This is a genomic window from Vreelandella neptunia, assembly GCF_022489065.1.
GTDB classification, from domain to species: domain Bacteria; phylum Pseudomonadota; class Gammaproteobacteria; order Pseudomonadales; family Halomonadaceae; genus Vreelandella; species Vreelandella neptunia_A.
In genome coordinates this window covers 1-13,069 of the sequence record NZ_JAKVTW010000005.1, presented here as the reverse complement: position 1 = coordinate 13,069, position 13,069 = coordinate 1, and the positions used below count along the sequence as shown (strand labels likewise).

Annotated in this window: 15 protein-coding genes; 8 read left to right on the top strand and 7 right to left on the bottom strand. The window is 54.0% G+C overall.

Annotation, left to right across the window (positions count from 1 at the left end; genetic code table 11):
- The first annotated feature begins 245 nt into the window (after positions 1–245).
- Positions 246–1,763: an anion permease gene (locus MLE19_RS09060; protein WP_240717856.1), complete on the top strand. Its 1,518-nt coding sequence runs from the start codon at positions 246–248 to the stop codon at positions 1,761–1,763.
- A gap of 8 nt (positions 1,764–1,771) precedes the next feature.
- Here MLE19_RS09060 and menH read toward each other — a convergent pair whose 3' ends face one another.
- Genes menH through MLE19_RS09045 form a run of 3 tightly spaced genes read right to left on the bottom strand, consistent with a single transcriptional unit; the run spans position 1,772 to position 5,590 of the window.
- Positions 1,772–2,533, bottom strand: a complete 762-nt coding sequence (gene menH, locus MLE19_RS09055; RefSeq protein WP_240717855.1) for a 2-succinyl-6-hydroxy-2,4-cyclohexadiene-1-carboxylate synthase — start codon at positions 2,531–2,533, stop codon at positions 1,772–1,774.
- Positions 2,523–4,259, bottom strand: coding sequence for a 2-succinyl-5-enolpyruvyl-6-hydroxy-3-cyclohexene-1-carboxylic-acid synthase (gene menD, locus MLE19_RS09050; RefSeq protein WP_240717854.1), 1,737 nt, complete (start codon positions 4,257–4,259; stop codon positions 2,523–2,525). Before menD ends, menH begins: the two co-directional genes overlap by 11 nt.
- Before the next feature lie 5 nt (positions 4,260–4,264).
- Positions 4,265–5,590 carry an isochorismate synthase gene (locus tag MLE19_RS09045; RefSeq protein WP_240717853.1) on the bottom strand — a complete coding sequence of 442 codons (1,326 nt, stop codon included), beginning with the start codon at positions 5,588–5,590 and terminating at the stop codon, positions 4,265–4,267.
- A 231-nt stretch (positions 5,591–5,821) separates the two neighbouring features.
- Here MLE19_RS09045 and MLE19_RS09040 point away from each other — a divergent pair, with 231 nt between their 5' ends.
- From MLE19_RS09040 to MLE19_RS09030, 3 genes are all read left to right on the top strand, one after another.
- On the top strand, positions 5,822–6,748 hold the full coding sequence (locus MLE19_RS09040; protein WP_240717852.1) for a 1,4-dihydroxy-2-naphthoate polyprenyltransferase: 927 nt from the start codon (positions 5,822–5,824) through the stop codon (positions 6,746–6,748).
- Between the two features lie 122 nt (positions 6,749–6,870).
- Positions 6,871–7,323, top strand: coding sequence for a DUF2243 domain-containing protein (locus MLE19_RS09035; RefSeq protein ID WP_240717851.1), 453 nt, complete (start codon positions 6,871–6,873; stop codon positions 7,321–7,323).
- A gap of 2 nt (positions 7,324–7,325) precedes the next feature.
- On the top strand, positions 7,326–8,117 hold the full coding sequence (locus MLE19_RS09030) for a cytochrome c oxidase assembly protein (protein ID WP_240717850.1): 792 nt from the start codon (positions 7,326–7,328) through the stop codon (positions 8,115–8,117).
- A gap of 87 nt (positions 8,118–8,204) precedes the next feature.
- On the opposite strand, the gene MLE19_RS09025 is transcribed toward MLE19_RS09030, so the two are convergent.
- Positions 8,205–8,507: an antibiotic biosynthesis monooxygenase family protein gene (locus tag MLE19_RS09025; protein ID WP_240717849.1), complete on the bottom strand. Its 303-nt coding sequence runs from the start codon at positions 8,505–8,507 to the stop codon at positions 8,205–8,207.
- A gap of 112 nt (positions 8,508–8,619) precedes the next feature.
- Between MLE19_RS09025 and MLE19_RS09020 the strand changes: the two genes are divergently transcribed.
- Both MLE19_RS09020 and MLE19_RS09015 read left to right on the top strand, forming a co-directional pair.
- Complete coding sequence (locus MLE19_RS09020; protein WP_240717848.1) at positions 8,620–10,200, top strand: cryptochrome/deoxyribodipyrimidine photo-lyase family protein; 1,581 nt, start codon at positions 8,620–8,622, stop codon at positions 10,198–10,200.
- 4 nt (positions 10,201–10,204) lie between these two features.
- Positions 10,205–10,375 carry a hypothetical protein gene (locus MLE19_RS09015; protein WP_240717847.1) on the top strand — a complete coding sequence of 57 codons (171 nt, stop codon included), beginning with the start codon at positions 10,205–10,207 and terminating at the stop codon, positions 10,373–10,375.
- Between the two features lie 188 nt (positions 10,376–10,563).
- On the opposite strand, the gene MLE19_RS09010 is transcribed toward MLE19_RS09015, so the two are convergent.
- A complete protein-coding gene (locus MLE19_RS09010) occupies positions 10,564–10,896 on the bottom strand; it encodes a HigA family addiction module antitoxin (protein ID WP_240717846.1) in 333 nt (110 codons plus the stop codon).
- Between the two features lie 134 nt (positions 10,897–11,030).
- Positions 11,031–11,309, bottom strand: a complete 279-nt coding sequence (locus tag MLE19_RS09005) for a type II toxin-antitoxin system RelE/ParE family toxin (RefSeq protein WP_240717845.1) — start codon at positions 11,307–11,309, stop codon at positions 11,031–11,033.
- A gap of 164 nt (positions 11,310–11,473) precedes the next feature.
- Between MLE19_RS09005 and MLE19_RS09000 the strand changes: the two genes are divergently transcribed.
- A complete protein-coding gene (locus MLE19_RS09000; RefSeq protein ID WP_240717844.1) occupies positions 11,474–11,746 on the top strand; it encodes a hypothetical protein in 273 nt (90 codons plus the stop codon).
- A gap of 124 nt (positions 11,747–11,870) precedes the next feature.
- On the opposite strand, the gene MLE19_RS08995 is transcribed toward MLE19_RS09000, so the two are convergent.
- Complete coding sequence (locus MLE19_RS08995; protein WP_240717843.1) at positions 11,871–12,749, bottom strand: hypothetical protein; 879 nt, start codon at positions 12,747–12,749, stop codon at positions 11,871–11,873.
- 61 nt (positions 12,750–12,810) lie between these two features.
- Between MLE19_RS08995 and MLE19_RS08990 the strand changes: the two genes are divergently transcribed.
- A partial coding sequence (locus MLE19_RS08990) for a transposase (RefSeq protein WP_198556074.1) occupies positions 12,811–13,069 on the top strand: 259 nt, incomplete at its 3' end.

Here is a 13,069-nt window from a genome sequence, read left to right as displayed (position 1 = left end):
TGCCTATCACTGGATGGAAACTACCATACCCTTCGTCAGCGAAGTGTTTATTGCGCATTGGTCTAAAGAACTATTGACGCACATCAAGTAAAGCCCCGTTGAGGGTGGTGCTAAGGCCATATTAGGGCCATAACAGCTGGGCGCTAATCTACTTCGCTCTCTACCGCTGCGCTTCTATTAAGCGATGCGTTTAGCGAGCCCCTCCCTGTAAGACTTTTGCTACTAACATAGAAGAGAGCAGCCGCATGAACAGCAGTGCGCAATCCTCATCAGGATCTCCAGCAACACCTCCGGCGCCTTCTACAAAACCCTCTACGCCATTATGGAAACTGCTAGCCCCGCTAGCCGTTGCCATTGTGGTTGCATTTATCCCCACGCCCGAGGGGCTAGCGCCTCATGCGTGGTATTTTTTCGCCATATTCCTCGGCTGCGTGGTGGGCTTGATTCTCGAACCCTTACCAGGGGCGGTGGTGGGGTTGATCGGCGTTACCTTAGTGGCGCTGCTCTCCCCCTGGGTACTGTTCTCACCAGCACAGCTAGCGGCTGATGGGTTTAACGCTGCCAACCAAGCATTTTCGTGGGCAGTGTCGGGCTTTACCAACTCCACGGTATGGCTGATTTTTGGTGCCTTTATGTTTGCTCTGGGGTACGAAAAAACCGGGCTGGGCAGGCGAATTTCCCTCTGGCTGGTCAAAACCATGGGTAAACGTACCTTGACCCTTGGCTACGCGGTAATGATTGCCGATGGCATTCTTGCCCCCTTTACGCCTTCCAACACCGCCCGCAGCGGGGGCACGATCTATCCCGTCATTCGCAACCTGCCGCCGCTTTACGATTCACTGCCTAACGACCCCAGCATGAAGCGTATGGGCAGCTTTTTGATGTGGACGGCGCTCGCCTCTACCTGTGTTACCAGCTCACTATTTTTGACCGCCCTGGCCCCTAACCTATTGGCTATTGCGCTCACCGAAAGCGCCACCGGTATCCAGATTAACTGGGGGCAGTGGTTCATGGCGGTGGCCCCAGTGGGCATTCTGCTACTGCTGCTAGTGCCGCTATTAAGCTACTGGCTGTGTGCCCCAGAAGTGAAGGCGGGTCACGAAATTTCCGACTGGGCGGGTGAGGAGTTAACCAAGCTAGGCGCACTGACACGCAACGAAATAGTGCTCATCATCATGGTCGTTTCTGCCCTGCTGCTGTGGATTTTTGCCAGCGATATTATCTCAGCATCATTGGTGGGATTAATCGTCATCTGCGGCATGCTGCTAACGGGCATCGTCTCGTGGAGCGATATCCTTGATAACCGCGCCGCCTGGAACACCTTTGTATGGTTTGCCACCCTGGTGGCACTAGCAGGCGGACTAAGTCAGGTGGGGTTCGTTACTTGGTTTGGCAATGTGGTGGGTGGGCAGATAAGCCACTTTGACCCGCTGATGGCGATGGTGGCGCTGGTGGTCATCTTCTATCTATTGCACTACTTCTTTGCCAGCGTGACAGCCCATGTCACCGCTTTATTGCCGGTGATTCTGGCGGCGGCATCGGGTATTGCCGGGCTGGATATGGAGATGTTTATCCTGCTGCTACTGCCTACACTTGGCTTTATGGGCATTCTCACCCCTTACGGCACTGGCCCAAGCCCGGTTTACTACGGCAGCGGCTACCTCCCCAGTGCGATGTTCTGGAAGCTAGGGGCGATCTTCGGGCTACTGTTCCTGGTGGTATGGCTAGCGGTAGGCCTACCTTGGCTACTGCTGATCCACTGAACGCCGGTTTAACCGGTGACTCCATGCGTGCGATACCACAAGCTGAGCTGTTCTAAAACTTTCTCCGGCTGCTCAGCATGAAGATTATGGCCCCCCTCCAGCGTGATATGGCGCAGGCGCGGGGCCATCGTTGCTAAGTGAGTGGCAAGAGCGTGAAACTTGGTGTCCCGCTGGCCTGAAAAATAGCTGACCGGTAGCGAGGTATTTTCCAGCCACGGCCATAGCAAGGGCTGATGAGCCAAGGACGTTGACCGCAGCATATTGGCGACGGCTGGCCCACGGTTTGATAGGCGACGTTGAATTTGCCGACTGCGCTGGCGCTCAGTGAGATCGGCAAACACCGGCTGCTGATACCAATCGGCCAGTACGTCTTTCAGCGGCTCTTGCTCAAAACGGCTTGCCCACTGTTCGTCATGGGCAAGGCGTGCAGTGCGATCACTGGCAGGCAGCCCTGGGTGGGCACTCTCCAGCCAGAGTGCTTCCAGCCCCACCGGTTGACGGCTGGCATGGTAAAGCGCCAAACGCCCGCCCAGGGAGTAGCCCAGCAGGCAGTAACGATGAATACCGTGGGTTAGCAGCGTATCGCCAAGCCAATGGTTAAACGCCTCAAAAGAGACTACATGCACGTGGTGATTCTGGCCGTGACCGGGCAAATCCAGCGCGAGGCAGTTGATGCCTTCCAAGCCAGCGATGACTTCACTCCAGTCCTGTCGATTACCCAGCAGGCCGTGTAGCAGCACCAGGGTAGGCGCCTGAGATTTACTGCTCACGCGCGCCGCCTCGAATTGCTAAACCAAGCGCCTTAAGATCATCGGCGACCTGTTGATGCGGCACGTTCACCTCGATCAACGTAACGCCCACCTCTAACGCCTGGGTATAAGCCGCCGCGAAGGCCTCCAATGAGTCGGGCGCTGAATAACCAAGCCCAAACATCTTGGCCGCGTACTCAAAATTCAGCCCATGGGGCTGGCGATAATAGCGCTCCAGCAACTCCCCCTGTTTAGGCACCGGCAGCATATGAAAAATACTGCCGCCATCATTATTGAGAATAACCACCACCAGGGGCTGATTGGCCTGCTTTAACAGCGCCAAACTGTTGAGATCATGCAGCGCGCTGGTATCTCCCAGCACAATGGTCGTGGGTGCCGAACATGTGCAGCTGACGCCATAAGCCGTGGCGATCAAACCATCGATACCGGAAGCGCCGCGATTGGCCAATACTCGAAGCAGCTTTTTACGATGTTTTCCCAGCATATTCATTAGCCGTGCAGGCAGGCTGTTACCGATAAAAAGCTGCCCTTCAGCCAGCTGCGCTAGCTGGTGGCAAACACCCAGCTCTGAGAATGCCGCGCACTGCTCTTCTACAAGCTGGCTTCTGCGGCATTGCAGGCTTTCCAATTGATGCCAAGGCGCTTGTTCGGGAATTTCCGGCAAGCCAGCTATGAAATTCGCGGGCGAGCTAATCAACCGGCGCTTAACGCAGTAGTCAGGGTCCAGCCGTTGGGGCAGTGGCTCAACCAACCAGACATCCTGCCAGGGCTGTTGGGCAATAAACTGAGTGAGCCGCTTGGAGATTAACCGACCGCCAAACTGCAACAGCACCTCGGCCTTAGCCAGTTCCGCGCTAAAGCGTTCGTCATGGAGCGCCAGATCAAAATGGATCAGGTTATTAGGATCAAAGCGAAGCTGGCTCTGCACATCCGCCAGCAGTGGCCAGCCCAGCTGCTCGGCTAGTGCAACTACTTGCTGCGCTTGTTGGAGGTCATCAACGCTGCCGACAACCATAATCCCCCTATGCTGGGCAAACGCCTCCCAATCGTCCTTGAAGGCTGGCATCGTAGTGCTGGTCGCCCAATCACTCCACGGCTTTGAAGCCGTCAGCCAGCGCCCCAGCGGGGCGAGATAGTCACTGGCATCCACCAAGGCGTCACCTGGGTAGAGAGGCTCGCGGTAACGGCAGTTGATATGGATGGGGCCAGGGGTGCGGCGCTGGTGATCAACGGATTGATCAATCGTGCTAAGCAGAAATGCTGCTTTTATCTCCGCATCGGGCGGTGGCAGGTCGTGATGAAAAATGGTGTGGCGGGAGAAGATATCCCGCTGGTCGATCGCCTGATTGCTGCCGTTATCCAGCAGCTCAATGGGTCGGTCAGCGGAGAGCACAATCAGCGGCACGCCAAGCAAATTGGCTTCCACCACTGACGGGTAGAGGTTGGCCACGGCGGTGCCTGAGGTCGTGATCACCACCACCGGCCGATGGCTTCCCCGGGCAATGCCCAGCGCCATAAACCCTAGCCCCCGCTCGTCAAAATGGCAGTGGCAGCGCAGCCCGGCATGCTCGCTGGCGGCCATGGTCAGCGGCGACGAGCGCGAACCCGGTGCCACCACTACATCACGCACGCCTAAACGGTAGAGCTCTTCCAGCATCAGCGCCGCCCAAACGTGATTAAAGGTGGCGTGCGCTTGCGCAAAACTGCTCGTTGTAAGTGCCGTCATGTGCGTTATCCCATCCCTAGCAGCGACATAATGTCAGCGATTTTACTGTCCAACTCCCGCCACTCTTCGTCCGGCTGGGAGCCTGCCACGATGCCGGCACCGGCATAGAGCCGAATCGTCTCTGAGTCGATATGGGCGCAACGAATGGTTACCGCCAAATCGCTACTCGCGTGGCTGACTCTGCCGAACACGCCCGCGTACCAACCCCGTTGATGGCGTTCATGCTGGCGAATAAACGCCAGTGCCGACTCACGGGGGACGCCGCCCACCGCTGGCGTTGGGGGCAGTGCTGAAAGCAGTTGCTGGTCGGTGACGTTGCGGTGCAGCTCAGCCTTAATCAGTCTGCGGATATGCTGCACCGAGCGCAGCTTTACAATATGCGAATCGCCCAAATGAACGTGATGAGAAAGGGGCTCAAGTTGGCTGAGTATCTGCTGATAAACGCACTGGTTTTCCAGCGTGTTTTTTCTATCCCCCAGCAGCTCAGCGGCAAGCTTTGCATCTTGCTGAACATCCCTTGCTCTATGCGTAGTACCCGCCAGTGCTTCGGTGATCAAATGTTTGCCTTCACGCTTATACAGCCGCTCCGGCGGGCAGCCAATAAATGCCTCGTCGGGTGTCAATTGGATGCCAAAATTGAAACAACCTGCAGCCCCCGCCTGCCAGCGTGACAGAAGTGCCCATGGGTTGGGGGTTTCCGATGTTGTCAGGCACGTCTCCCGTGAGAGCACCACTTTGGGCGTGTGGCGCAGGTGCTCTTGGTGCGTCACTTGGTCTACCCATCCCGTCCACTCTTTTTGGGAAGGGCTGTCTTCACGCTGATAAGCCTTGGGTAGCGGAGGCGATAGCGGCCGCTCTGCTACCAGCGCGTCTAAACAGGCGTGAGCCTGGGTGATTTCGGTAGAGGGGCAGCGGTCATCGAAACGTAGATTAAGTGATAGCGTTGCCTCGCCTTGACAACGCTTAAGCTCTATACGCGGCAGCACAAAGTGGCAGGCGGGAAAGTGAGCCCACCCTGGCGTGCCAGGGTCGAAAGCCATGCCGCCAAAAAAGTCCGGCTGCTCGCCGCCAATATCGCCCAGCGCAGCAAGGTCAGCCTGAAGTGAGGCTAGCGAACCAAACACGTTAACAACCCCCAGCACGGCATACTCAACAGCGCCCTCATCTCGCGCTCTCCAGTAAATGCGGGGTAATACGCGTTGCACGCTTAACCACCCCATCAAGCTATCTACTTGGCACGGGGTATTAAGGCGAACAAATCCCTTTTTAGCGGATTCACCAAGCGTATCAAGCTGACGCCTCAGTGCTTCAATAGGGTTTGTAGGGTACATAAATAGCCTTCTAGGCAAGCATTGCTAGCGCCGCATATTTGTATTATCTAAATAACTCGCCACTTATCACGTAGACTAAGGGTGTAGGGATTGTTCGCAGTGTGGCGTAAAGCGATGCTGTTTTTTTGACTTAGATCTGCTTTTTAGCAATTAATCATACATACTTGCATGTTTCACGCTGCTGCGCTTTACCCGTTTTTACCCGCGAATAGTTAACAGGATATCGATGTAATGGAATCAAACCCTAAGCAGCGCCAACGTCAGGCCTGGCTACTTGCGGCTCGCCCACGCACTTTGCCACTGGCATGTGCCTCTATTCTGCTTGGCAGCGGCCTTGCGGCCAGTGCCCAGGCCTTCCATCCCGCTGTATTGGTGCTTGCCCTGTTAACGGCCATTGCGCTGCAAGTCCTCTCAAACCTAGCTAACGACTATGGCGATGCGGCTTCCGGCGCTGATGATCAGTCCCGTATTGGGCCGATCAGGGCGGTCTCTTCTGGCTTGCTAACGCCAAAGGCAATGCGCAGGGGAATGGTTATAACGGCAATGATGGCAGCGCTGTTAGGGCTGTTATTACTGCTTACCGCTTTTGGTAACCAGTGGGCCGAGATTGCCACCTTCCTACTGCTAGGGGCTGCCTCTTTGTTAGCCGCCGTGACCTACACTGTGGGGCTAGGTGGCACGCCTTATGGCTATCGAGGGTTGGGGGATATTGCTGTCTTTATATTTTTTGGCTTATTAGGCGTACTCGGCACCTACTACCTTCATGTACAACAGCTAAGCTGGCTGCCGTTGCTACCTGCCGCCGCTTGCGGGCTGCTGGCGACCGCCGTGCTCAATGTGAATAACGTGCGCGATATTGAAAGCGATACACGTAACGGGAAAAATACTTTAGCGGTTCGCCTGGGTCGAGAAAAGGCCATTAACTACCATTGGGCGCTGTTGGGGTTGGCGCTACTGCTGACCCTTACTTACCTAGTGGTGCTGCCTGTGCCGCTGATAGGTTGGAGCTGCCTGCTGGTCGCCAAGCCGCTGATAGATGCCGCCAGAACATTAAGCCATACCCGTGATGGTGAGATTCTGACCGGCAAATTGAAAAAAACAGCCATATCGACGCTTATTTACAGCGTGCTGCTGTCTGTTGGCTTGGCGCTGTTTTAGTTGGTCAACAGCAGGGCAACCGCTCCATCGTTATAGATCACGTTAGGCCAACATTTCCCAGTTGCTATAAGAGTGTGCAGTGCCTAACTTAAGGGAGCACATTCAGGAGTAAGGATACTTCTATGTCTTCTTCAGCTTTTGCCAACAAGCGCTCTTTATGGGCGACAGTGCTGATTGGGATCGGCGTAATGGCCGCTGTTGATGAAATCGTCTTTCATCAATTGCTTCAGTGGCACCACTTTTTTGACTTTTCGACGCCGACATTCGGAATTATCTCAGACGGCTTACTACATGCAGGGGAACTGCTCGCCGTTGTGATCGGTGTATTTATGCTACTTGATCTTTTCCAGCGCAAGCGCTTGGCGATCCCTTGGGCCAAAGCGGGCTTCTTTTTGGGCTTGGGTGGTTTTCAGTTTTTCGATGGTTTAATCAATCATAAAGTGCTGCGCCTGCACCAGATTCGCTACGGTGTCGATCCGCTCCTTTATGACGTGATCTGGAATGGTATTGCGATAGTGCTGTTGCTGATAGGCATCTGGTTTTATCGCCGTGCCAAGCGCCTGGAACATCGTTAAGAATGAATCTCCACGACCAGCCCACTTATGGGTCGATGATTGATTGGCTACCGCTGGCGCTGATCATTTTATTGACGGTGGCGTATCTCGCTGCGGCCTATGCCCAGCGCCATAAAGCGGCGCATTGGAGCGGTTGGCGTAGTGTCTTTTTCATCCTCGGCAGCTTGCTACTTGCCGTAGCCGTTGCGCCGCCGCTGATGGCGTGGGCGCATCACGATCTAGTGGGGCACATGACCCTACACCTTGTTATAGGCATGTTGGCACCGCTTGCCTGGGTATTGGCCGCGCCCATCACCTTACTGCTACGTACGCTGCCTCAGGCGGGTGGAAGGCGAGTAGCCGCCTTGCTGCAAAGTGGATTCGTGCGCGTCGTTTCCCACCCCATCAGCGCTCTAGTGCTCAATATTGGTGGGATGTATGTGCTGTATCTCACGCCGCTTTATGCCGCGTCTCTGCACAATCAGGCGCTGCACTATGGGGTTCACCTGCACTTTCTGGTAGCGGGTTATCTGTTCTGCTGGGCGATTCTGGCCGAGCCCGATGTGTCGCCCCACCGGCTGAGCCTGCGCTTTAGACTAGGCGTGCTGTTTGCCGCCATCGCCACCCATAGTCTTTTGGGCAAACTGATGTACGGGTACGGTTGGCCTCGTAATACCGGCCATTCTCTTGAAGAGATTCAAGCCGCCGCCCAGTTGATGTATTACGGCGGCGATCTAGCCGAAGTGCTGCTCGCAGTGGTGCTTTTAACGCTTTGGCTACAAAGGCCAGTCGCACAGCGTCACGCCCTGATTTAATAACGGTGTATTCAGTCGATGAACGATGCCCTGTCGCTTAGATGGCAACCAGCACTACCGCACGATGCTCGTGCGGTAGCCGATGACTTACAACACCACTTCATAGCCTTCAAATTTAGGCGGCCCTAAATAGATACCTTCCGGCGCTTTAGCATTGGCATGCGCTTTGCGGAACGCGTCTGACTTGGTCCAATCGCGGAAGGCCTCTTCTGACTCCCATACGCTGTGGGAGATAAACACCGTGTGATCTTCCTGACTTTCGCCCTGCAGCATTTTAAATTGCTTGAAGCCTGGCACTTCGTCTAAGTGAGAATCACGGTTGCGCCACACCTCTAAAAAGTCCTCTTCGCGGTCTGGGGCAATTCGAAAACGGTTCATGGCGATATACATTATGACGCTCCTGTTAGAAGGGTTCTGCTGAATGGATTACGTAAATGCTGGCTTGATGGTAACGTCATCGGTTCATGACGAATAGTTTGATGACGAATAGGCTTCACGGTTAATGGCTAAGGCACCTATCCAGGTCGTTTGGTTCAAACGCGATTTACGCATTCATGATCACGCGCCGCTTTCTAACGCTGCCGCGGCTGGCCCCGTGCTGCCCATATTCGCCATTGAGCCAGAGCAGTGGCAAGCGTCAGACAGCGCGCTGCGCCACTGGCAATTTGCTGCCGACTCGCTGGCTGATCTCTCTCAAGCGCTGGGAACGCTGGGTTTGCCGCTGTGCCTATGGCAGGGCAGCATGCTTGATCTGCTGGCCGCACTTAAAGCGCACTATGGCGAGCTTGTCCTTCACTCCCACGAGGAGACCGGCAACGCCTGGAGCTTTGCCCGCGACCTTGACGTCAAAGCGTGGTGCCAGCAACACGAAACGCCCTGGCATGAAGCGCGCCAGCACGGCGTAGTGCGTGGCTTAAAATCCAGAGTGGCCGACCGCAACGCATGGGAAAAACACTGGGAAGCGTTAATGACGGCGCCCACCGCCACTGCCCCACAAAACGCCCTGGCGGCTGAGGGCTGGCAAGCCTTTCACCAAATTGACGTTAAACACCTTCACGACCTGACGCTAGGGTTTGATACCACGCCCTGCCCCGAGCGCCAGCCTGGGGGGCGAAGCGAAGGCCGCGCAGTCTGGCGCAGCTTTGTAAGCCAGCGCGGGCGGCGTTATCGCGGCTCGCTTTCCAAACCGCTGCTGGCCTGGGAATTTGGCTCACGGCTTTCGCCCCACTTAGCCTGGGGCACGCTTTCCATGCGCGAAGTGGTGCAGTCACTGCGCCGTCAGCGGCAAAAGCATGCAGAAGACACACCCTGGTCACGCTCGCTGCGCGCCTTCGCTTCCAGGCTCCACTGGCACTGCCACTTTATTCAAAAGCTCGAAAGTGAGCCGAGCATCGAGTCACAAACGCTGCACCCAGCGCTGCGCGACCTGCGGGAGCGCGACCCCGAACACCCCAACCTGATCGCCTGGAAGCAAGGCCAAACCGGCGTACCGCTAGTCGATGCCTGTATGCGCAGCCTGATCGCCACCGGTTGGATCAACTTCCGTATGCGCGCCATGCTGATCTCCCACGCCACCTTTGGCCTTGGGCTGCACTGGTACGAACCAGCCTTGCACTTGGCACGGCTGTTTACCGATTTTGAACCCGGCATTCACTACCCCCAGGTGCAGATGCAGGCAGGCGCCACGGGCACCAATGCGCTGCGGGTTTATAACCCCATCAAACAGGCGGAGGATAATGACCCAGATGGTGAGTTTGTCGCCCGCTGGGTGCCGGAGTTAACGGTTCTGCCATTAGAGTGGCGCGCCAAGCCGTGGGCACTACCCGAAAGCCTACGCCAACGGTTCGGCTTTCAGCCCGCCGAGCACTACCCGCTGCCCAACGACTTTGAATGTGAGGCGCGTCACTGGAAGAAGATACTGTATGAGCTTCGCCGCACCCCAGATGCCAGAGAAGCCAGCCAAGCCATTGTGGATAAGCTCGCCAGCCAGCGAAGACCGCCCGCTCGGCGGGCTAAAAAAGCAAAACCCGCCGATCGGCAGCAGCTTTCGCTGTTTGACAATGGCGGGTTGGGGGATGGGTAGCATCATGATTTTTTGCGAAGGCCATGAAGACGACGGTTCTGCTTGTGAGCGAAAGGCAGTACATGACATGCTCATTGAAGCGTTTGACGAGGAACGCGAGGTAATGCTTTGCGACCGCTGTGCTGAAAGGCTGTCGCGAGAGCGTGAAAGCGAAGAAGAAGAGAACGACTACTAACCTACGTGGTCGTCCAAAAGACCCAGCACATGCTGGTTTTTTGTCGGAATCAATCAGGTTAATAACCTGACTGTTTTCCGAAACACATTGACTATGGCATATTATTTTAAACATAAAAAAACCCAGCGCTGCGGTACGCCGGGTTTTCTTTATCTCTTATTTAGCTATTTATTTAGTTTCTTATTAATTTAAACAGCATAAATTTTTTCAATATGATTTTGCTCTTTATGTTCAGCTTGCCATAGATCGTAGTTTGCCTGCATGGTCATCCAGTGCCTAGCATTGCCAATACCACCATGCTCAAGCCTAACAGCAAAATCAGGAGAGATACTGGCGTGTTCATGCAGCACACGGGAAACCGCAGCGCGCGACATGCCCAGCTTTTTAGAAAATTCAGTGACGTTCAGTCCCAGCGCAGGCACAATCCGACGGCGCAATAAGCTACCTGGGTGCGGCGGGTTCATCATAGTCATAGTTTCATATTCTCCATATACAACGCATGTTAGTAACACACTTTGCATGTTTAAAAGACTCTTATTTAAAAGCCTTTAACTTATACAAGTTAATAAAATTAATATCTTATTAACTTAATAAATATTTATTACTCGGTGGCCCTTGATAACCGTACCGCATCGGTTATCAAGGAGCGCCGCCATCAGTGGTAGTCTAAATAGTCGACAAGGTGTGCATCTTCCCCGTCAAACGTAAATATCACTACCCAATTACCATTCACATGCACCGAAAAAAAGCCCTTCTTATCACCTTTCAGCTCGTGAAAGTCCATGCCTGGGACATTCATATCGCTTGGTTTGGTGGCCGCGTCCAGTGCAGCAAGTATGTCTCTTAAGTCGTCTACATGGTTTGGTTGTACTCCCTGGGGTTGCCCCCGCTCATAGAGCCGTTTCAGCCCTTTGTGCTTGATCTTTTTGATCATCGCATTGCCTTGCCTCCCATTTTGTGAAATGCCTTTTGAGTGTAGCGCGTCACGCGTCACGAGTCAAGGTGAGTGAAGGCAGGCGCCACGGGCACTAACGCACTGCGGGTGTATAACCCCAGGCGGAGGATACCTACCCTAGCGGTGAGTTTGTCGCCCGCTGGGTGCCGGAATTAACGGTTCTGCCGTTAGAGTGGCGCGCCAAGCCGTGGGCACTACCCAAAAGCCTACGCCAGCGGTTCGGCTTTCAGCCCGGCGAGCACTACCCACTGCCCAACGACTTTGAATGTGAGGCGCGCCATTGGAAGAAGATGCTGTATGAGCTTCGCCGCACCCCAGACGCCAGAGAAGCCAGCCAAGCCATTGTGGATAAGCTCGCCAGCCAGCGAAGACCGCCCGCTCGGCGGGCTAAAAAAGCAAAACCCGCCAATCGTTAGCAGCTTTCACTGTTTGATGAGGGTGGGTTGGAAGGATAGGTGGCGGGTACGCTTGGCTATAGCTAACTAGCTTATCACCAGAAGGATTGGCCGCATCGGAGAACAATACGGCATGGTATATGCGTTATTCCTCTTTACGAAAATGCAAATTTCCAACGGGAAGATCATCTTCCAACCAATAGACGCCGCTATAGACCAAGCGACCAAAGAACTCGCTCGATCCCAAATCCGAAGAAAAAAGTTGTTTTTCTCCTCCAATGAGCCATAGAATTCTCAAATTATTCTTTGTCATCCATTCGTTCAGTGCATCTGTTTTCATCAAGGCGTAGCTTGGTCCGTATTCTTCAACGCTGGGGTCCGTGAAAACAATATCTTCTCCCACCCTCCAATTTCCGAACTCATTTGGCATCCTTTCCATTCCAAGCTCATTAACCAATTCCTTGGCCGGCAGGTAAATCGACAACGTTTCATCTATGGAATGATCGAAGTTTCCCCGTTCCCATAAATATTCCGATACAGGGACTATGTGTTTTGCGAGAATAAGACCATGAAAGTCAGTATCTAAGTCCTGCCAATTAGATAGCTGGTCGTAAACTGAATGCCAAGGATATTCACCGATAAATCCCTCGCTAATTTTGGGAATCGACACAGTATGGGGATCAATCAAACTTTCTTTTGAGATCTTCCGTTTTACTTTATTAAAATCGCTTTCATTTACTATGACGGAATTTATCCTGAACCAGCAATCAAGTCGCGGGCCCTTTTTATTTTTTTTCGAGTTCCCTTGTTCTTGCGACCAAAATCCCCTTAAAACATACCATTCTTGATTTTTAGCCGATTTACTTGCGGTCAGAAGTTGAGAAAAATCCGGTAGATTCTCCCGATCCCATAGATAGGATTTCTGATCCTCTAGTTCTTCCAATTGATCGATAGGAAAGCGGTAGGGTTGCCACCAAGTCGTCTTTTCATTGTGGAACGTCCGGTACTCTCCATGTAGTGGCATAGTGAATTTGGCCACCTAATTAGAGGTGCTAATATGCACCAAGACATCACTAGGTGGCAGCATGGCAACAAGACCAAAACGTAACTTTAGCCCTGAATTCCGACTCGAAGCAGCACAGCTAGTCGTCGATCAACACTACACGGTTCGTGAAGCGGCTGAAGCCATGAATGTGGGGTATTCGAGCATGGATAAATGGGTTCGTCAGTTACGCCAAGAGCGTGATGGCCAAAGCCCTAAAGCAACGCCCATGACACCCGATCAGCTCAGGATTCGCGAGCTTGAAAAGCGCATCCGTGACATTGAGATGGAAAAAGACATCC